Genomic DNA, 19,642 nt, shown 5'->3' with positions numbered 1-19,642 from the left:
TTTCAGGCGAGCGGGGTGACGGACTCGGCGGCCTCGACGACGGAGCCGTCGGCGACCAGCTCCGCCACCGCGGCGATCTCGGGCGCCAGGTAGCGGTCGGGTCCGGGACCGGCGACCTTCTCGCGCACCAGGTTCCGCACGGCGCCGGTGGCCGGTCCCGGTTCCAGGGGCGAGCGCAGGTCCAGGGCGCGTGCGGCGGTGAGCAGCTCCACGGCCAGCACGTTGGTGAGCCCGTCCACGGCGCGGCGCAGCTTGCGGGCGGCCGCCCACCCCATGGACACGTGGTCCTCCTGCATGGCGGAACTGGGGATGGAGTCGACGCTGGCGGGCACGGCCAGGCGCTTGAGTTCGGAGACGATGGCGGCCTGGGTGTACTGGGCGATCATGTGGCCCGAGTCGACGCCGGGGTCGTCGGCCAGGAACGCGGGCAGACCGTGGGAGCGGGAGACGTCGAGCATGCGGTCGGTGCGGCGTTCGGCGATGGAGGCCACGTCGGCCACCGCCACCGCCAGGAAGTCCAGCACGTAGGCGACGGGCGCGCCGTGGAAGTTGCCGTTGGACTCCACCCGACCGTCGTCGAGCACCACCGGGTTGTCGATGACGCTGTCCAGTTCACGACCGGCCACCAGCAGGGCGTGGGAGAGGGTGTCGCGGGCGGCGCCTGCCACCTGGGGCGCGCAGCGCAGCGAGTAGGCGTCCTGGACCCGGTTGCAGTCGGGACCTCGATGGGAGGCCACCACCGGGGAGTCGGCGAGCAGGGCGCGCAGGTTGCCGGCCGAGGCGGCCTGCCCGGGGTGGGGGCGCAGCGCCTGGAGTTCGGCGGCGAAGACCCGGTCCGTGCCCAGCAGGGCCTCCACGCTCATGGCCGCGGTGACGTCGGCGACCTTGAGCAACCGTTCCAGGTCCACGCAGGCCATGACGAGCATGCCCAGCATGCCGTCCGTACCGTTGATCAGGGCCAGCCCCTCCTTGGCGCCCAGTTCCACGGGGGCGATCCCGGCCTCCCCCAAGGCGTCGGCGGCCTCCTTGAGCCCACCGGAGGCGTCACGGACCTTCCCCTCCCCCATCAGCGCGAGCGCCACGTGGGACAGCGGCGCCAGGTCACCCGAACAGCCCAGGCTGCCGTACTCGTGCACCACGGGGGTGATCCCGGCGTTGAGCAGACCGGCGAGGGTGTCGACCGTGACGGGCTGGACACCGGTGTTGCCCGAGGCCAGGGTGCGCAGCCGCAGCAACATCAGGGCGCGCACGACCTCGCTCTCCACCTCCGGGCCGGCACCCGCGGCGTGCGAACGGATCAGCGAACGTTGCAGGCGGGCCCGCAGTTCGGGGGCGATGTGACGGGTGGCGAGGGCGCCGAACCCGGTGCTGACCCCGTAGGCGGGAACCTCGCCGCGGGCCAGGGACTCGACCCGCTCTCGGCCGTGCCGGACGGCCTTGCGGGTCTCCTCACCGAGGAAGACGTGGGCGCCGTCGCGAGCGACGGCCAGGACCTGGGCCGGGGTGAGCGGGGCGCCACCGACGGCGACGGAAGAGACTGCTGTGGACATGCCCCCATTCGACCCCGCCCGCCGCCCCGCCGGAAGCGCTGACACGTGAGTTCCGTCCGAAATCCCGGACACCCGGGACTGACGTCAGCGGATCACACGCACCTCGCATTCGATCCCCGGCGCGGCCGCCAAGCGAGCGTCTCCGGTGACCAGCGCGCAATCCAGCGCTTCGGCCACCGCCACATAAGCCGCGTCGTAGGCGGTGAGGTTATGCCGCAGTTCCCAGACACGATCCGCGACCGACCCGACCACCTCGACCTGCACGATGGTCTGCAACCCGTAAAGCTTGCGAGCGGCCTCGGCATCGGCCGAAGAGATCTTCCTGCCCAGGACCAATCCGCGCAGTGAGCCGAGGAGCTCCACCGACTGATGGCTCGGTGCGTACCACTCGACGTCCGATCCGACCACCCTTCGAGCGATGGTGGACGTGCGCCCGGGCGACCCCAGGTACAGGTCGATCAGCACCGAGGTGTCGACGACGATCACGCGACTCCACTTTCGGTTTCGGGATCGCCGTCTCCACGGGCTCGGCGCACCGCGGCCACGATCTCGTCCATGCCGAGGCCGGCCCCTGGCAGGGGTGTTTGTTCCACGATCTCCCGGTTCCGCGCGAAACGCGCTTCCTTTTCCAGGACACCGAGCAGGTAGGCCTGGAGTGATTTGCCCGCCCGCTTGGCCTCCACGGTCAGGATGTCTCTGACCTCGTCCGGAACGTCCTTGATCTGAATGGCAGCCATGGCGCCAGAGTAACAAACAGGAGGGCTCGCGCGGGCGCCCATCACACACTGTTCGGCGCCATAATGGCGCCACATGTTCCTGTGGGACGATCGGAGCATGAGTCATGTTCCGGCGGCCACGCGGGCGTTACGTCTCCTGCGGTTCCTGGCCTCGCGCCCGGGCCCGGTGTCGGCCACCGCGATCGCGAACGGACTCGGGCTGCCCAGGTCCAGCGTCTACCAGCTGTTGGAGGCCATGGCCGAGGAGGGGTTCGTGACCCACCTGCCCGAGGAACGCCGGTGGGGGTTGGGGGTCGCGGCGTTCGAGATCGGCTCCGCCTACCTGCGCCACGACGGCATCGAACGGCTGGCCCGCCCCCTGCTGCACCAACTCACCGAGTCCACCGGAGCCACCGCCCACCTGGGGGTCCTGCACGGGGCCGACACCCTCTACCTCCTCAAGGAACAGCCACCGCACGCGCCCACGCTGATCACCGGAGTGGGTGTGCGACTTCCCGCCCACCTGACGGCGTCGGGTCGGGCGATGCTGGCCCGGCTGCCACGGGCCCAGGTGCGTGCCCTGTACCCGAACGCGGCGGCCTTCACCGACCGCACCGGCCGCGGACCGAGCTCCCCCGGCGACCTGCGCACACTACTGGCCGAGGAGGGCGGGCAGGGCTGGTCGTTGGAGGACGGCCAGGTCACGGAGGGATTCGTGTCGGTGGCGGCGGCCGCGGCCGACCACAACGGACGCCCCGCGGCGGCGATCAGCCTCACCGTGCCCAGCGCCCGACCGGTGACACCGGGCGCGCTCGCGGCGCGGGTGCGCGACGCCGCCGACGAGCTCACCCGTCGACTCAACGGTCGTTCAGCGTAGTGGCGCGCTGCGTTCGACGATGGCGGGCAGTGGTGCGGTCCGTTCGAACATGCGCAGGATCTGTTCCTTGTGTTCGCGGGGCACCTGCACGTAGAACTGCGTGGCCGCGTCGGGGTCGGCCTCCAGATCGAGACTCTCGGCGCTCTCGGCCCAGCTCGGCAGTTCGGATTCGGTGCGGTGGGTGTCCAGCGCGAACTCGATGAAGTACAGGATCCGGCGCCCACCGGTGTGCACCTCACGGATGCGGTGGATCTCCGGCCAGGCGATGAAGGCGCCCTCCCCGGGGAACCACCACTTGCGTTCCTGCAGGACCGTGACGCCGTCGCTGTCGGCACTGATGCCCTGGCGGGTGATGCGCTGGGGCAGCCCTCGCACGAGGAACACGTTGCCGCCCGGGCCGATGAAGAACATCATGAGCGCCGCGAAGGCCCACAGGGAGACCGAACCGACCGTGCTCTCCTCCTTGGCCACGTGCCAGATCATCGAACCCACCACCACGAGGAAGCCCAGGGTGAGCGCGGCGGAGAAGTAGGCGGCGGTCATCCACATACGGGCGTTGGGCCCGCGCAGACTGACGTAGCGGCGTAGGTGGGACACGCTCCCGGGGGCCCCGGTCAGGTCGGAGGGAAGGCCCGGTGCGTCGGAGGGGAGTTCCGAGTGTTCGGGGGAAGCCATGTCCCCATTCTTTCAAGTTCGGGGGGCGCTTTGTGCGCCGACTCACCCTACTGTGCCAGGTTTTGTGGCACGGTGTCCGTCTTGGAGTATGGATTGCGTGAAATGCCTGATGTCGGGTGGCGGCGACCGCTACAGTCCTGCCCATGAGACGCGGTACACGTGAGTACGAGACGGTCCTCGAAGTCGACGGTGAGGTCCTGGTTCAGGACGGAGTGGTCTACCGAGGGTGGACGATGCTCGCCGAGGAGGGCCCCGACCGCTTCGCGCCGCTGGAACGGTGGGCCAAGGGTGTGGCCGAGAGTCTGGGTGTGCCGGTGACCTGGAGGGCCAGGGCCAAGAACGAGCCGGATGAGGGTGGGACGGCCCGACCGGGTGAAACGCCTCAGAGCCGCCTGGCGCTCTGAGCCCCGCACTTGGCGCACTGGAACTTACGGTCGTCGCCGAGGATCCAGTCGTGGTCTCCTCCGGTGGGGCACGTGGACATCGACACCATCTCCTCAAGGCAAGGGGGCTTCGGGGGTGCGTCGGTCATCGTATTTCCCACCAGCCACACCGGTCTCGTGAATGAGAAAGTCGTAGCGCTTCTCATGTACCCCCACCGCCCGGAGACCGTGCCTCCTGAAAACCGTGTCCCCCTGAGAAACATGTCGGGGCCCGCGCGTTCGGCGCGGGCCCCGACGATGATCCGGAGAATCCGGTAGATCAGTTCTGGGAGGCTTTCATGTGAGCCTCCACCGCGGCGCGGTCGGCGCGCAGCTTGGCGAGCGCCTCATCCAGGATGAGTTTGCCCTCCTCCTCGCTACGCCGCTCCTTCACGTACGCCAGGTGCGTCTTGTACGGCTCGGTACGAGGCGGCGCCGGCGGGTTGGCCTTGTCCTTGCCCGAGGGGAAACCGCAACGCGGGCAATCCCACTCATCGGGGACCGCGGCCTCGCTGGCGAAACTGGGAACGACCTCGTGCAAGTTCGCACAGTAGAACGGAACCCTCACTCGCGGAGCGGCCTCGCCCCGCTCCGCCTCGCCCATCGGGCCGGCTCCGACTCGGCTGCCACGGATGGCACTGCCACTACCCACGAAAAACTCCTTCGGCGAACTCGCTCACCGGTTGACTCGGGCGAGCTTGACTGTGGACGAGGGAACGCGACCGGCGCTACATCCCCCGGTTGATCAGCAGGCCGAGAACGACGATCGTCACGATCCACACGACCCCCACGCCGACGGTCATCCGGTCGAGGTTGCGCTCGACCACCGAAGACCCACCGAGCGAGGACGTGACGCCACCGCCGAACATGTCGGAAAGGCCACCGCCCTTGCCCTTGTGCATCAGCACGAGGAGGACCAGCAGCACACTGAGAAGCATCACGAAGATGGACAGACCGAGGATCACACGCTCACCCGTAGCTCGACCCCGCAGCGGGGGGATGGACACCTCGGCCCCCCTTTCCCCACCCATCACCTGCGACGACATGAGGGTGCCGTCCGGGAGCGGGCCGTGGAAGGAGGAGAGCCGGGGACGTTTTCAGATTTTACCGCGCCCTGCGGACACGGAAGGGTCAACCGCGAGGCACGGTGAACCCCTGAGCGAAGTCTAGCCCGAACCGTGCACCTGTCGGGCACCCCATCCGTCACGCTTGGACATCGGAGCGTGACGGATGGGGCGAAACAAGACGTTCGGTCAGCCGTTCTCTCCGAAACGGATCACCTTGGCGAACTCGTCCGCCTTCAAACTGGCGCCACCGACCAGGCCGCCGTCGACGTCGTCCTTGGCCATGATGCCGGCCATGTTGTCGCCCTTGACCGAACCGCCGTAGAGGATGCGCGCGGCCTCGGAGACCTCACCGGAGTACAGCTCGGACAGACGCACGCGAATGGCCGCGCACACCTCCTGGGCGTCCTCGGGGGTGGCGACCTCACCGGTACCGATGGCCCACACCGGCTCGTAGGCCACGACGATCCGTTCGGCCTGCTCGGCGGGGACCTCCTTCAGGGCACCGTCCAACTGGGCCAGGACGTGCTCGACCTGCTGTCCCGCCTTGCGGACCTCCAGGCCCTCGCCCACGCACAGGATCGGCACGATGCCGTTCTTGAACGCGGCCTTGACCTTGGCGTTGACCAGGGCGTCGTCCTCGGCGTGGTACTCACGACGCTCGGAGTGGCCCACCAGCACGTAGGAGCATTCCAACTTGGCGAGCATCGAACCGGAGATCTCACCGGTGTAGGCGCCCTTGTCGTGGGCGGAGATGTCCTGAGCACCGAACTTGATGCTCAGCCTGTCCCCGTCCACCAGCGTCTGCACGCTGCGCAGGTCGGTGAAGGGCGGTACCACGACGACCTCGGCCTTGTCGTAGTCCTTGTCGTTCAGGGCGAAGGACAGCTTCTGGACGAGCGCGATCGCCTCCAGGTGGTTGTTGTTCATCTTCCAGTTGCCCGCGATGAGCGGCAGGCGCTTGGACATCGTCGTCACTTCCTTACGAGGTCTTGTGGATGGTGCCGAGGCTATTCGGCGAGGGCGTCGATGCCGGGCAGGTCCTTGCCCTCCAGGTACTCAAGACTGGCACCGCCCCCGGTGGAGATGTGACCGAAGGCCGCCTCGTCGAAGCCCAGGGCGCGCACGGCCGCGGCCGAGTCACCACCACCGACGACGGTGAAGGCGTCGGAGTCGATGAGCGCCTTGGCCAGGGCACGGGTGCCGCCGGCGTAGGGCTCCATCTCGAACACGCCCATGGGGCCGTTCCAGAAGACCGTCTTGGTGTCGGCCAGCTTCTCCGCGAACAGGAGCCTGCTCTTGGGGCCGATGTCCAGACCCATCCGGTCGGCCGGGATGGCGTCGACGTCGACGTCGTCGTGCGGGGCGTCGGCGGCGAACTTCTCGGCGGCCACCACGTCCACCGGCAGGACGATCTCCACGCCCTCGCGCTCGGCGCGCTCAAGGTAGCCGCGGACCGTGTCGAGCTGGTCGGCCTCCAGGAGACTGGAGCCCACCTCGTAGCCCTTGGCCTTGAGGAAGGTGAACACCATGCCGCCGCCGATGAGCAGACGGTCGGCGGTGCCCAGGAGGTTGTCGATGACACCGAGCTTGTCGGAGACCTTGGAGCCGCCGAGGACGACGGCGTAGGGGCGCTGCGGGTCACCGGTGAGCTTCTTGAGCACCTCGACCTCGGTCAGCACCAGACCGCCCACGGCGTGCGGGAGCTTGCCGGGCAGGTCGTAGACGCTGGCGTGCTTGCGGTGCACGGCACCGAAGGCGTCGCCCACGTACAGGTCGGCCAGCCTGGCGAAGCGGTCGGCGAGCTCGCCGCGCTCGGCGTCGTCCTTGCTGGTCTCACCGGGCTCGAAGCGCACGTTCTCCAGCAGCGCGACCTGACCGTCGGTCAGGGCCTCGGCGGTGGCGAGGGCGGACTCACCGGCGGTGTCGGTGGCGAAGGCGACCTCGGTGCCGAGCAGCTCGCCCAGGCGGGCGGCGACGGGGCGCAGCGAGAACTTCGGGTCCGGGGCGCCCTTGGGTCGACCCAGGTGGGCGGCGACGATGACGCGGGCACCGCGCTCGCGCAGCTTGGTGATGGTGGGCAGGGCGGCCCTGATGCGCCCGTCGTCGGCGATGCGCTCGCCGTCCAGGGGCACGTTCAGGTCGGCCCGGACGAACACGCGCTTTCCGGAGACGTCGAGGTCGTCGATCGTCCGCATGTTGGTCTCCTCGTTGGAGTTTGTGAAGTCTGGGGGCACGCACGCGACGGCACCCCTACCGCGCCGGGCGGTAGGGGTGCCGTGTCAGGCGTGCGCGGCCATGAGCCGTGAGATACCCGTGGTTACAGGTTGGAGCCGACCAGCTTGGTCAGGTCGACCAGGCGGTTGGAGTAACCGAACTCGTTGTCGTACCAGCCCAGGATCTTGACCTGGTTGCCCATGACCATGGTCATGCCGGCGTCCAGGGTGCAGGAGGGCGCGGTGCCGACGATGTCGGAGGAGACGATCGGGTCCTCCGTGTAGACGAGCACGTCCTTGAGCGGGCCCTCGGCGGCGGCCTTGAACGCGGCGTTGACCTCGTCCTTGGTGACCTCACGGTCCACGGTGACGACCAGGTCGGTGGCCGAGCCGTCCGGCACGGGCACGCGCATGGCCATGCCGTCCAGCTTGCCCGCCAACTCCGGGATGGCCAGGGCGGTGGCCTTGGCGGCACCGGTGCTGGTGGGGATGATGTTCTGCGCGGCGGCGCGGGCGCGACGCAGGTCCTTGTGCGGCAGGTCCAGGATGACCTGGTCGTTGGTGTACGCGTGCACCGTGGTCATGAAGCCCTGCTGGAAACCGAAGTTGTCCAGCAGCACCTTCGCCATGGGCGCCACACAGTTGGTGGTGCAGGAGGCGTTGGAGATGATGTGGTGGTTGGCGGCGTCGTACTTGTCGTCGTTGACGCCCATGACGACGGTGATGTCCTCGCCCTTGGCCGGGGCGGAGATGATGACCTTCTTGGCACCGGCGTCGATGTGCTTCTGCGCGTCCTCGGCCTTGGTGAAGATGCCGGTGGACTCCACGACCACGTCCACGTTCAGGTCGGCCCAGGGCAGCTGGGCGGGGTCGCGCTGGGCGAGGACCTTGACGGTCTTGTCGCCGACGCGAATGAAGTCCTCGCCGGCCTCGACGTCGACCTGCAGGGTGCCGAGGACGGTGTCGTACTTGAGCAGGTGCGCGAGCGTCTTGGTGTCGGTGAGGTCGTTGACCGCGACGATTTCGATGTCGCTGCCAGCGGCGGCGACCGCACGCCAGAAATTGCGGCCGATACGACCGAAGCCGTTGATGCCTACACGGATGGTCACGGAACCATTCTCCTCATTCATCGCACAGCAGTTTCACCCGGGCGTTCACGTCCGGGGGATCCAAGGCCTGCACGACCCGGATCGACCATGTTGAACAGCGTGAACGCATAACAGGTGTTCACAAAGAGCCTAGCGGAGCGCCGGCGGAGAACCGCTCGGACCCCACGCTCGACGACCCTTCCACCCTCGCGGATTCACTACCCATCCTGGCACCACGAACCAAAGAGGTCTATACCATTTTCGGAAGTTATCCGGGAGTTTCCGCAGTTAACAAAGGTGAACATCTCCGGCGCTCCGAAACCGGGGGCGTACGAACCCAACCGAGGGGTCCTACGTCCTCAGGGCACCATCATGTCCGGGGTGAGGTTCGCCTCTGTCCCCTCGATGCCCAGGTCGCCCGCCCGCTTGTCCGCCATGGCCAGCAGCCGCCGGATACGCCCGGCGATGGCGTCCTTGGTCAGTGGCGGCACCGAGAGCTGTCCCAGTTCCTCCAGCGAGGCCTGCTTGTGCGCCAACCGCAACTGACCGGCGGCCACCAGGTGCTTGGGGGCGTCCTCCCCCAGGATCTCCAGGGCCCGCTCCACACGAGCACCCGCCGCGACCGCCGCGCGGGCGCTGCGCCGCAGGTTGGCGTCGTCGAAGTTGGCCAGACGGTTGGCGGTGGCGCGCACCTCACGGCGCATCCGCCGCTCCTCCCAGGCCAGCACACTCTGGTGGGCGCCCAGCAGGGTCAGCAACGCCCCGATGGAGTCGCCATCGCGGACCACCACCCGGTCCACCCCGCGCACCTCGCGGGCCTTGGCGTGCACCTTGAGTCGACGGGCCGCGCCCACCAGGGCCAGCGCCGCCTCCGGTCCGGGGCAGGTGACCTCCAGCGACATCGACCGGCCCGGTTCGGTGAGGGAGCCGTGCGCGATGAAGGCTCCACGCCAGGCCGACTCCGAGTCACAGGCGCCACCGGCGACCACGTGCCGCGGCAACCCCCGCACCGGACGACCGTTGTTGTCCACCAAGCCGGTCTGCCGGGCCAGGGACTCGCCGTCCTTGATCACCCGCACCACGTACCGGTTGCCCTTGCGCAACCCGCTCGGGGACAGCACGACCACCTCGGACTCGTGCCCGAAGACCTCCGAGATGTCCTTGCGCAACCGGCGCGCGGCCGCCCCCGTGTCCAACTCCGCCTCGATCACGATCCGGCCGCCCACGAGATGCAGGCCTCCGGTGAAGCGCAGGATGGTGGACACTTCCGCCTTACGGCAGCATGGCTTGAGAATCGCCAGACGGCTCAACTCGTCCTTCACCACGCCGGTCATCGCCATCGCCGCGATCCTCCCCTTGAGCTGTCAGGAAACCGGTGTTCACACCCCACACCGGCCACCGCCGCCCGGTGTGGGAACCGGGCGACCTACTCGTCGCAGACTACGTGACCCGGGCCCTCGTACCGACCCCTGTACGGCGTGTCGTCGATCCGCCGCCCCAGGTCACAGGCGGCGTGTCGGCCTTCGTGGCGATGTGGGGTCAATTGCCCCTCGAACCCTTGGATCCCTTCGAGCCCCTGAGGGTCTCCAGATGGTCGCGCAGCACGATCGCGTGGTTGTGCTCGGTGTCCTTGGCCGCGTACAGCAGGGTCACCCGTCCCCGCTCGGCCGCCTTCAGTAGGGGTTCGAGCGCCCCGGAGTTCTCCTCCAGTTCGGTGCGGTACCGCTCGGCGAACTCCTCGAAGCGATCCGGGTCGTGCCCGAACCAGGTGCGCAGGTCCGAACCGGGCGCCACGTCCTTGAGCCAGGTGACGTCCGCCATGGCGTCCTTGCTCACCCCGCGCGGCCACACGCGATCCACGAGGAAACGCTCACCGGGCGGCGGCTCCTCCTCGGAATGCTTTCGAGCGCGGACCTCGTCATAGACACGTTCCAGGTGGATACGGTGCTCGTCGGTCATGCGATCGCCCTTCCCCGATGAGGGTCGACACGAACCCGGACCGTCAAGGTTCGTCCTCCTCGGGGGAGGTCAGTACGCGTTCGAACGCCGCGGCGAGCTTGTCGGAGTCGTGCCGAGGCGTTCCATCGCCGCGGCTCAGGTCGGCCAACTCCAGCCGGCCGCCCAGCTCACCGACCACCGACATGAGCGGGAACGGGTCCTCGACCATCCCGATGTCGGCGAGCACCACGTCCACCCCGAGTTTGGGCGCGTGTTCGCGCAGCACCTCCAGGTAGGTCTCCGGGCGGAAGCCGTCGGTCTCGCCCTTCTGCGGCGACAGGTTCAACGCCACCATCCGCTTGGCCCGCGTGGTGACCAGGGCGTTCGCCAGTTCGGGGACCAGCAGGTGCGGCAGGACGCTGGTGAACCAGGACCCGGGGCCGAACACCACCCAGTCGGCCTCCCTGACCGCCTTGACCGCCTGTGTGCTGGCAGGGGGTTCCTCGGGCAGCAGCGACACCGAACGCACCCGCCCGTTGGTGCTCGCACAGGCCACCTGGCCGCGCACCGTGGTGAGTTCGTCGGGTCGATCGGGGTCCAGCCCCGCCACCTCGGCGGAGATCTCCAACGGCACCGATGACATCGGCAGGACCCGGCCGTGGGCACCGAGCAGTTGCCCCACCCAGTCCAGGCCCGCCACGGAGTCGCCCAGCAGCTCCCACAACGCCACGATCAGCAGGTTGCCGACGGCGTGACCGTGCAGGTCGCCCTCGGATCGGAAGCGGTGCTGCAGGACCTGGGTCCACGTGTGGCCCCACTCGTCGTCCCCGCACAGGGCCGCCAGCGCCATCCGCAGGTCCCCCGGCGGAAGCACCCCCAACTCCTCGCGTAGACGACCGCTGGAGCCGCCGTCGTCGGCCACGGTCACGATCGCGGTGACGTCGGTGGTCACCCTGCGCAACGCCGACAGCGAGGCGTACAGGCCGTGTCCGCCTCCCAGCGCCACCACCCGGGGTGGACGCGAAACGTCCTCCCCGTCCGGTTCATCTGGTTCGTCCGGCTCGGTGCTCTTCGGCATGCCTTCGGCCTGTCCCCTCGTCCCCTGGTCCAACGGACACCCCGGCCCACCGTGCCCGAGTCCCTGCACGGGGCCGAGGAACCGACCGTGATCGGGCCAATGTAAGTGAAGACGCCCCTCTTGGCGATTCGGTTCACCGGACGGTGTCGGCGCGGTTTCGGGCCGGGATCCTCCTGGTCACTCGCGGCCGACGTCGCGGTGAACGACGTTGACGTCCACCCCTTGTCCGCGCAGTCTCTCGGCGAACTGCTCCGCCATGGCCACGCTGCGATGCTTACCCCCGGTACAGCCCACGGCCAGGGTCATGTAGTGCTTGCCCTCGCGCTGGTAGCCGGCGATGGTCAGCTTGAGGACCTCGACATAGGCCTCCAACATCTCCTTGGCGCCGTCCTGGGAGAGGACGTAGTCACGCACCGGCTCGTCACGCCCGTTCATGGGCCTGAGCTCGGGCACCCAGTGGGGGTTGGGCAGGAAACGACAGTCCAACACCAGGTCGGCGTCGACCGGCAGACCGTGCTTGAACCCGAAGGAGACCACGTTGGCGCGGGTGCGCGCCTCGTCGCTCTCCCCGAAGAACCCGATCACCCTCGCCTTGAGCTGGTGCACGTTGAGCTGGGAGGTGTCGATGACCAGGTCGGCCTCGCCCCGGATCGCGAGCAGGGTCTCGCGCTCACGGACGATCCCGTCGGTCAGACGTCCCTCGGCCTGCAGGGGGTGGGGCCGGCGCACCCCCTCGAATCGACGGACCAGGGCCTCGTCGGAGGCCTCCAGGAACAGCACGCGCGCGGTCATGTCGCGCTTGCGCAACTCCTCGACCGTGGACAGCAGGTCCTCGGTGAAGGCCAGCGAACGCACGTCCACCACCACCGCCACCCGCGGTACCGCACCGTGGGTGCGGCCCGCCAGCTCGATCATCGTCGGCAACAGCCCCGGCGGCAGGTTGTCCACCACGAACCAGTCCAGGTCCTCCAGCGCCCTGGCCGCCGTACTGCGTCCCGCACCGGACATGCCGGTGACGACGACCACCTCGGGTGGAAGTACCCCACCCAGTTCGACCGTCATTTGTCTCCTCCCCCGTCGGTACTCTGCTCTGCCGTCGCCCCCGGGCCCTTCCCACCCTGTCCGGCGGGGCCACCGGACAGGTGCGCGTGTACCGCCTCTGCCAGCTTGGCACCGATTCCGGGAACGGCCGCGATCTCCTCGGCATCGGCCTCGGCCAATCTTTTCACCGAGCCGAACTCCTTGATGAGCGCGCTCCGCCGGGCCGGGCCCAGCCCGGGCAGCTCGTCCAGGCTGCTGCCGGTGAGCGCCTTGGCACGCTTTTGCCGGTGGTAGCGGATGGCGAACCGGTGGGCCTCGTCGCGCACCCGTTGGAGCAGGTAGAGCCCCTCCCCGTTGCGCGGAAGGATCACCGGATCCTCGTCGTCGGGAAGCCACACCTCCTCCAGCCGCTTGGCCAGACCGCACACGGCCACGTCCTCGATGCCCAGTTCGTCCAGGGCCCGCCGGGCCGCCTCGGCCTGGGGCCGGGCACCGTCCACCACCACCAGGTTGGGCGGATAGGCGAACTTGCCGGGCACCGGCTCGCCCTCGGCCTGGTCCGGCGGGGCGCCATGGTCGCCGGTCTCACCCATGCGGGCGAGTTCACCGGCCTTGGAGCTCTCCTCCAGGTAACGGCGGAACCGACGCTTGACCACCTCGTACATGGCCGCCACGTCGTGCAGTTCCCTCCCGCCCTCGCCGCTGCCGCGCACCGAGAAGCGCCGGTACTCGGACTTGCGCGCCAGCCCGTCCTCGAACACCACCATGGAGGCGACCACGTGTTCACCCTGCAGGTTGGAGATGTCGAAGCACTCGATGCGCAGCGGGGCCTCGGTCAGGTCCAGGGCCTCCTGGATCTCGTTGAGGGCCCGAGAACGCGTGCTCAGGTCGCCGGCACGGTGCGTCTTGTGCCGGGCCAGTGCCTCCTTGGCGTTCTTGTCGACCGTCTCCATGAGGGACTTCTTGTCGCCCCGTCGCGGCACCCGAAGGTCCACCGTGGAACCGCGGTGTCCGGACAGCCATCGGGCGACGGCGTCTTGGTCGACGGGTTCGTGGGAGACCAGGACCTCGCGCGGCACCGAGGTACCCGTGCCCTCGGTCTCCTCCCCACCGTCCAGGCCGCCGTAGATCTGACGCAGGAAGGTCTGCATGAGATCGCCGGAGTCGGCGTCGGTGACCCGGTCGACCACGTACCCGCGTCGACCACGGATCCGGCCGCCGCGCACGTGGAAGATCTGGACCGCGGCCTCCAACGGGTCCTCGGCCATGGAGATGACATCGCAGTCGGTGGAGTCGGGCAGGACCACGGCCTGCTTCTCCAGGGCGGCGCGCAGGGCCTCGATGTCGTCGCGGATCCGCGCGGCCCGCTCGTACTCCTGTTCCTTGGCCGCCTCCTTCATCCGGCCCTCCAGGTCGCGGATGAAGCGTCCGGTGTCCCCGGCCATGAACGAACAGAAGTCCTCGGCCAGGTCACGGTGTTCCTCGGGTGTGGCCTTTCCCACGCATGGGGCGACGCACTTGCCGATGTACCCGAGCAGGCAGGGCCGGCCGCTGTTGCGCGCCCCCCGGAACACCCCGGCGGAGCAGGTGCGCACCGGAAAGACCCGCAGCATCAGGTCGACGGTCTCGCGGATGGCCCAGGCGTGCGAGTACGGGCCGAAGTACCGCACCCCCTTGCGTTTGGCTCCGCGCATCACCTGTACTCGTGGGAACTCCTCGTTGAGGGTCACCGCCAGGTAGGGGTAGCTCTTGTCGTCGCGGTACTTGACGTTGAAGCGCGGGTTGTACTGCTTGATCCAGGAGTACTCCAGCTGAAGCGCCTCGACCTCGGTACCGACGATGGTCCAGTCCACGTCGGCGGCGGTGGAGACCATCTGCTGGGTGCGCGGGTGCAGCCCCGCGAAGTCACGGAAGTAGGAGGACAGGCGTGACCGCAGGTTCTTGGCCTTGCCCACGTAGATGACGTGGCCGGCGGTGTCCTTGAATCGGTAGACGCCCGGTTCGGTCGGGATCGATCCTGGTGCCGGTCGCAGGTGAGGAGTCGCAGCCATGCCCCCATTCTGGTGGGTCGCGAGGACAGACGGCCACCTGCCCGACGTCCGAGGGCCCACCTACCTCCGCGAATCACAATGATCGTTCACTCAAACGTCACGATTGAGTATCCACATGCCCTAAGTTGGGCGAGTAACTCAGCAACTTCCCGACATTGACGACAAGGAGGTCCACGCCGTGACCGTTGCGCACTGGATCGCGATCGGCATCGCCGTCGCGGTCTCCATGGCCCTCGTCTTCGTGCTGCACTGGGTGCTCAACCACAAGTTGGGCAAGATCTGGCCGATGGCCCGCTACGTGGTCTCGCGTTCGGCCGTGACCGCCTACACCGCGGCCGCGGTGGTCGGCGCGAACCTGGCCTTGCCCAGCGTGGGCGACGTGGGTTGGAGCACCTACTCCACCATCGAACACGCGATGCGGATCCTGATGATCGGCTCGCTGACCGCGTTGGGCCTCAGCCTGGCCTACGCCGCCACCGACATGGTGTTGCAGCGCCTGTCCGTCAGCAACGGCGACGCCGACCGCCGCGCCCGCAGGCTCCAGACCCAGGTCCGCCTGCTGCGCCGCGTCGTCACGTCCATCATCGTGGTCCTGGCGATCGCCGCCATCCTCTTCACCTTCGACTCCGTGCGCGCTCTGGGGGCCGGACTCCTGGCCTCGGCCGGTGTCATCGGTATCGTCGCCGGTGTCGCCGCGCAGTCGACCCTGGGCAACCTGTTCGCCGGACTCCAGCTGGCCTTCAGCGACGCCCTGCGCATCGGCGACGTCGTCGTGGTCGAGGGCGAATGGGGCCGGGTCGAGGAACTGAGCCTGGTCAACGTCACCATCAAGATCTGGGACGAGCGCCGACTGGTGGTCCCGGTCCTCAACTTCACCACGACCAGCTTCGAGAACTGGACCAAGTCCGGCACCAACATCACCGCCAAGGTCGAGTTCCCCCTGGACTGGGAGGTGCCCATCGCCGAACTCCGCGAGGAGGCCGGCAAGCTCATCACCTCCAGCAAGAACTGGGACGGCCGCAGCTGGTCCTGCCAGGTCGTGAACATCAGCGAGTCCGGTGAGGTCGTGGTCCGCGTGGTCGCCACCGCCGCCGACACCGGCGGTCAGTGGAACGTCGCCTGCGAGATCCGCGAGCACCTCGTCACCTGGTTGGCCACGCACTACCCGCAGTCGCTGCCGCGCAAGCGCACCGAGTTCGTCTCCAGCGGCGAAGAGGAAGAGTCCGACTACGCCGCGCGGTTCCCCACCTCGGCCTTCCGCCGTGCCACCGCCGCCTCAGGCGCCGTGCACCAGAGCAACGGCGACGCACGCTCGGGGGACCCGGAAGAGGCCTGAGCCCCCGCGTCCTCTCGAACATGAGGGAGCCCCGCCCGGTCACATCCGGTCGGGGCTCCCTCATGTCGGATCCGAGATCCGCTAATCCAGGATGATGTCGGTGCCGTCGATGGTGACGGTGAACGGCTCCAGGGGGTCCCGGGCGGGCCCGGCCACCGGTTCGCCTGAGGTGTAGTCGAACTCGCTGCCGTGGCACAGGCACCGGATCAGCTCCTCGTCCACCTCCTGGACCGTGCAACCACCGTGGGTGCAGGCGGCGTCGAAGGCCTTGAACTCACCCTTCTCCGGCTGGGTCACCACCAGTTTGCTGTGGCTGAACACCGTTCCGCCGCCCTCGGGAACCTCGGTGGTCTGGCCGATCACCTGGCCGCGGCGCACCTCCTGCGGTTCGGGAGGTTCCCCGCAGGCGCTCACGGCACCGACGGCCGTGGCCGCGCCCGCCGCACCGAGCAGACGTCGCCTGCTCATCCCGCACCCGCATGTCCTCATTCCGGCCACGACCGAACGCTCCTCACCTGCGCCTGAAAGTCCACTACGAACTGTAGTAGCTCAGGTGGGGTGCCCCGTCCCGGCCCCCGCTCGGCGACGGCCTCAGAGCATCTTGGCGAGGAAGCGTCCGGTGTAGGACTCCGCGACCGCGCCGACCTCCTCCGGGGTGCCCTGCGCGACCACCAGGCCACCGCCGGAGCCGCCCTCGGGGCCCATGTCGATGACGTGGTCGGCGGTCTTGATCACGTCGAGGTTGTGCTCGATGACGATCACGGTGTTGCCGCTCTCGGTGAGCCTGTCGAGCACGCCCAGCAGCTTGCGGATGTCCTCGAAGTGCAGACCCGTGGTGGGCTCGTCCAGCACGTACACGGTCTTGCCGGTGGATCGGCGCTGCAGCTCGGAGGCGAGCTTGACCCGCTGGGCCTCACCGCCGGAGAGCGTGGTGGCGGGCTGCCCCAACCGCACGTACCCCAGGCCGACGTCCACGAGCGTCTGCAGGTGGCGCCGGATCGCGTTGATCGGCTCGAAGAACTCCAGGGCCTCGGCGATCGGCATCTCCAACACCTCGGAGATGTTCTTGCCCTTGTACTTCACCTGCAGGGTCTCCCGGTTGTACCGGGCGCCGTGGCACACCTCGCAGGGCACGTACACGTCGGGCAGGAACTGCATCTCGATCTTGAGCGTGCCGTCACCGGAGCAGGACTCGCAGCGTCCGCCCTTGACGTTGAAGGAGAACCGGCCCGGCTGGTAGCCGCGTGTCTTGGCGTCGGTGGTCTGCGCGAACAGCTTGCGCACGTGGTCGAAGACCCCGGAATAGGTGGCCGGGTTGGAGCGCGGGGTACGACCGATGGGGCTCTGGTCGACGTGCACCACCTTGTCGACCTTGCCCATCCCGTTGACCCGCAGGTGCCGCCCGGGCACGTCGCGGGCGCCGTTGAGCTCCTTGGCCAACGCCTTGTACAGGATCTCGTTGACCAGCGTGGACTTGCCCGAACCGGACACCCCGGTGACGGCGGTGAACACGCCCAGCGGAAAGGTGACGTCGATGCCCTCCAGGTTGTTCTCCCGGGCCCCGCGCACCACCAACTCGTGCCCCTTGGTCAGGGGACGACGCTTCTCGGGCAACTCGATGACGCGCCGTCCCGACAGGTAGTCGCCGGTCAGCGAGTCGGTGGCGGTGTAGAGCTCGTCGACGATGCCGGAGACCACCACGTGCCCGCCGTGCTCGCCGGCGCCGGGGCCGATGTCGACGATCCAGTCGGCGGCTCGGATGGTGTCCTCGTCGTGCTCGACCACGATGAGGGTGTTGCCGATGTCGCGCAGCCGCTGCAGGGTCTCCAACAGGCGGGCGTTGTCGCGCTGGTGCAGCCCGATGGAGGGCTCGTCCAGGACGTAGAGGACACCCACCAGGCCGGAGCCGATCTGGGTCGCCAGACGGATGCGCTGGGCCTCACCACCCGACAGCGAACCCGAGGAGCGGGCCAGGCTGAGGTAGTCCAGCCCCACGTCCAGCAGGAAGCCCAGGCGGGCGTTGATCTCCTTGAGCACCTGCGCGGCGATGACCATGTCGCGGTCCGAAAGCCTCAGGTCGGCCAGGAAGGCGGCGCTCTCGCTCAGCGACATCGAGGCGACGTCGGCGATGGACCTGCCGCCGATCGTCACCGCGCGCACCACCGGCTTGAGCCGGGTGCCCTCGCAGGTGGGGCAGGGCACGCTGCGCATGTAGCCTTCGAGGCGCTCACGGGTGTGGTCGCTCTCCACCTCGGAGTGACGACGCTTCACCCAGGGCACCACGCCCTCGAACTCGGTGTAGTAGGAGCGGCTGCGCCCGTACCGGTTGCGGTAGCTCACGTGGACCTGGGTGTCGTGCCCCTCCAGGATGGCCTTGCGGGCCTGCCGGGGCAGTCGCTCCCAGGCGGTGTCGGTGTCGAAGCCGATGGCCTCGCCCAGGGCCTTGAGGATGCGTTCCCAGTAACCGCCGTTCGGGCCGCCCGACCAGGGGGCGATGGCGCCGTCGGCGAGCGTCTTCTCCGGGTCGGGCACGAGCAGGTCGCCGTCGACCTCCATGCGGGTGCCCAGACCGGAGCAGTCGGGGCAGGCGCCGTAGGGGGCGTTGAAGGAGAAGGAACGCGGTTCGAGCTGCTCGAAGGACAGGTCGTCGTAGGGGCAGTACAGGTGCTCGGAGAAGACCTTCTCCCGCTCGGGGTCGTCGTTCTCCAGGTCGACGAAGTCCAGGACGATGGTGCCCCCGGCCAGCTTCAGCGCCGTTTCGACCGAGTCGGTGAGTCGACCCAGGGATCCGGGCTTGACGCTGAGACGGTCCACGACCACGGAGATCTCGTGCTTGTCGTAGCGTCCCAGCTTGGGCGTCTCGTCCAGGCGCACCGCCCGGCCGTCGACCATGGCGCGGGTGAAGCCCTTGGACTGCAGGTCCTTGAAGAGTTCGACGTACTCGCCCTTACGGCCGCGCACGACCGGGGCGAGCACCTGGAAACGGGTGCCCTCGGTCATCTCCATGACCCGATCGACGATCTGCTGAGGGCTCTGCCGGGCGATCTCGCGGTGGCACTCTGGGCAGTGCGGCACGCCCACGCGCGCCCACAACAGGCGCAGGTAGTCGTAGACCTCGGTGATGGTCCCCACCGTGGAACGCGGGTTGCGGCTGGTGGACTTCTGGTCGATGGAGACCGCGGGCGAGAGGCCCTCGATGAAATCGACGTCGGGTTTGTCCATCTGTCCGAGGAACTGACGGGCGTACGCCGACAGTGACTCGACATAGCGGCGCTGGCCCTCGGCGAAGATCGTGTCGAAGGCGAGTGAGGACTTGCCCGAGCCGGAGAGGCCCGTGAACACGATCATGGAGTCGCGGGGCAGATCCAGGGAGACGTCCTTGAGGTTGTGCTCCCGTGCTCCACGGACCACCAGTTGTTCGACCATCGAGTGAGACATCCTTCGCGGTACGGCGGTCGCAGGCCCGTCCGGGCCATGGCGGGGATGTGGGGAGGGGGTCACCTCCCCCGTCCGCCAAGACTAACGATCGCCCGTGACGGTTTCTTCCACCAAGCAGAAGTGGTGGTGGCCATGACGCGTCGGCGTCAGAC

19 protein-coding genes are annotated in these 19,642 nt (G+C 68.5%); 3 read left to right on the top strand and 16 right to left on the bottom strand.

Going from position 1 to position 19,642, the window contains the following annotated elements:
* Nucleotides 1-2 precede the first annotated feature (2 nt).
* The 3 genes from hutH to ABZ717_RS16150 form a co-directional block, all read right to left on the bottom strand.
* A complete protein-coding gene (gene hutH, locus ABZ717_RS16160) occupies nucleotides 3-1,550 on the bottom strand; it encodes a histidine ammonia-lyase (protein WP_358510582.1) in 1,548 nt (515 codons plus the stop codon).
* A gap of 84 nt (nucleotides 1,551-1,634) precedes the next feature.
* Nucleotides 1,635-2,036 (bottom strand): type II toxin-antitoxin system VapC family toxin, encoded by a 402-nt coding sequence (locus tag ABZ717_RS16155; RefSeq protein WP_358510579.1) that lies wholly within the window; start codon nucleotides 2,034-2,036, stop codon nucleotides 1,635-1,637.
* A complete protein-coding gene (locus ABZ717_RS16150) occupies nucleotides 2,033-2,287 on the bottom strand; it encodes a hypothetical protein (protein ID WP_358510576.1) in 255 nt (84 codons plus the stop codon). The genes ABZ717_RS16155 and ABZ717_RS16150 overlap by 4 nt, the downstream gene beginning before the upstream one ends.
* Before the next feature lie 97 nt (nucleotides 2,288-2,384).
* On the opposite strand from ABZ717_RS16150, the gene ABZ717_RS16145 reads away from it, so the two are divergent.
* The gene (locus tag ABZ717_RS16145; protein ID WP_358510573.1) at nucleotides 2,385-3,143 is read left to right on the top strand and encodes an IclR family transcriptional regulator; all 759 of its coding nucleotides are present in this window, start codon (nucleotides 2,385-2,387) and stop codon (nucleotides 3,141-3,143) included.
* Here the strand turns inward: ABZ717_RS16145 and ABZ717_RS16140 are convergent.
* Nucleotides 3,135-3,818, bottom strand: a complete 684-nt coding sequence (locus ABZ717_RS16140; RefSeq protein WP_358510570.1) for a hypothetical protein — start codon at nucleotides 3,816-3,818, stop codon at nucleotides 3,135-3,137. The two genes, ABZ717_RS16145 and ABZ717_RS16140, sit on opposite strands and share 9 nt — an antisense overlap.
* A gap of 143 nt (nucleotides 3,819-3,961) precedes the next feature.
* On the opposite strand from ABZ717_RS16140, the gene ABZ717_RS16135 reads away from it, so the two are divergent.
* The gene (locus tag ABZ717_RS16135; protein WP_067605311.1) at nucleotides 3,962-4,222 is read left to right on the top strand and encodes a hypothetical protein; all 261 of its coding nucleotides are present in this window, start codon (nucleotides 3,962-3,964) and stop codon (nucleotides 4,220-4,222) included.
* 298 nt (nucleotides 4,223-4,520) lie between these two features.
* Here ABZ717_RS16135 and ABZ717_RS16130 read toward each other — a convergent pair whose 3' ends face one another.
* The 10 genes from ABZ717_RS16130 to uvrC all read right to left on the bottom strand — a co-directional run bounded on the left by ABZ717_RS16130 (nucleotide 4,521) and on the right by uvrC (nucleotide 14,716).
* Nucleotides 4,521-4,892, bottom strand: coding sequence for an RNA polymerase-binding protein RbpA (locus ABZ717_RS16130; protein WP_087097472.1), 372 nt, complete (start codon nucleotides 4,890-4,892; stop codon nucleotides 4,521-4,523).
* 76 nt (nucleotides 4,893-4,968) lie between these two features.
* Entirely contained in the window at nucleotides 4,969-5,205 is a 237-nt protein-coding gene (gene secG / locus ABZ717_RS16125) for a preprotein translocase subunit SecG (RefSeq protein WP_067605382.1), read from the bottom strand.
* 288 nt (nucleotides 5,206-5,493) lie between these two features.
* On the bottom strand, nucleotides 5,494-6,273 hold the full coding sequence (gene tpiA / locus ABZ717_RS16120; protein WP_358510567.1) for a triose-phosphate isomerase: 780 nt from the start codon (nucleotides 6,271-6,273) through the stop codon (nucleotides 5,494-5,496).
* A gap of 41 nt (nucleotides 6,274-6,314) precedes the next feature.
* On the bottom strand, nucleotides 6,315-7,502 hold the full coding sequence (locus tag ABZ717_RS16115) for a phosphoglycerate kinase (protein WP_358510564.1): 1,188 nt from the start codon (nucleotides 7,500-7,502) through the stop codon (nucleotides 6,315-6,317).
* A 122-nt stretch (nucleotides 7,503-7,624) separates the two neighbouring features.
* Nucleotides 7,625-8,629, bottom strand: a complete 1,005-nt coding sequence (gene gap / locus ABZ717_RS16110; RefSeq protein ID WP_358510561.1) for a type I glyceraldehyde-3-phosphate dehydrogenase — start codon at nucleotides 8,627-8,629, stop codon at nucleotides 7,625-7,627.
* Nucleotides 8,630-8,967: 338 nt separating this feature from the next.
* Nucleotides 8,968-9,948 carry a DNA-binding protein WhiA gene (whiA, locus tag ABZ717_RS16105; protein ID WP_067605321.1) on the bottom strand — a complete coding sequence of 327 codons (981 nt, stop codon included), beginning with the start codon at nucleotides 9,946-9,948 and terminating at the stop codon, nucleotides 8,968-8,970.
* A gap of 199 nt (nucleotides 9,949-10,147) precedes the next feature.
* The gene (locus ABZ717_RS16100; protein ID WP_358510558.1) at nucleotides 10,148-10,567 is read right to left on the bottom strand and encodes a DUF488 family protein; all 420 of its coding nucleotides are present in this window, start codon (nucleotides 10,565-10,567) and stop codon (nucleotides 10,148-10,150) included.
* Between the two features lie 43 nt (nucleotides 10,568-10,610).
* Nucleotides 10,611-11,624: a uridine diphosphate-N-acetylglucosamine-binding protein YvcK gene (gene yvcK, locus ABZ717_RS16095; RefSeq protein WP_358510555.1), complete on the bottom strand. Its 1,014-nt coding sequence runs from the start codon at nucleotides 11,622-11,624 to the stop codon at nucleotides 10,611-10,613.
* Between the two features lie 177 nt (nucleotides 11,625-11,801).
* Nucleotides 11,802-12,686: an RNase adapter RapZ gene (gene rapZ / locus ABZ717_RS16090; protein ID WP_358510552.1), complete on the bottom strand. Its 885-nt coding sequence runs from the start codon at nucleotides 12,684-12,686 to the stop codon at nucleotides 11,802-11,804.
* Nucleotides 12,683-14,716: an excinuclease ABC subunit UvrC gene (uvrC, locus tag ABZ717_RS16085; RefSeq protein WP_358510549.1), complete on the bottom strand. Its 2,034-nt coding sequence runs from the start codon at nucleotides 14,714-14,716 to the stop codon at nucleotides 12,683-12,685. The genes rapZ and uvrC overlap by 4 nt, the downstream gene beginning before the upstream one ends.
* A 178-nt stretch (nucleotides 14,717-14,894) precedes the next feature.
* Here uvrC and ABZ717_RS16080 point away from each other — a divergent pair, with 178 nt between their 5' ends.
* A complete protein-coding gene (locus ABZ717_RS16080) occupies nucleotides 14,895-16,052 on the top strand; it encodes a mechanosensitive ion channel domain-containing protein (RefSeq protein WP_358510545.1) in 1,158 nt (385 codons plus the stop codon).
* 81 nt (nucleotides 16,053-16,133) lie between these two features.
* On the opposite strand, the gene ABZ717_RS16075 is transcribed toward ABZ717_RS16080, so the two are convergent.
* Nucleotides 16,134-16,520, bottom strand: coding sequence for a Rieske (2Fe-2S) protein (locus ABZ717_RS16075; RefSeq protein WP_358510542.1), 387 nt, complete (start codon nucleotides 16,518-16,520; stop codon nucleotides 16,134-16,136).
* A 123-nt stretch (nucleotides 16,521-16,643) separates the two neighbouring features.
* Nucleotides 16,644-19,478 (bottom strand): excinuclease ABC subunit UvrA, encoded by a 2,835-nt coding sequence (uvrA, locus tag ABZ717_RS16070; RefSeq protein ID WP_358510539.1) that lies wholly within the window; start codon nucleotides 19,476-19,478, stop codon nucleotides 16,644-16,646.
* Between the last annotated feature and the right edge of the window lie 164 nt (nucleotides 19,479-19,642).

It is taken from the genome of Nocardiopsis sp. NPDC006832 (assembly GCF_040635885.1).
Lineage (GTDB): Bacteria > Actinomycetota > Actinomycetes > Streptosporangiales > Streptosporangiaceae > Nocardiopsis.
Note: the sequence above shows the minus strand (reverse complement) of the source record. Positions and strands in the feature narration are given on the sequence as shown.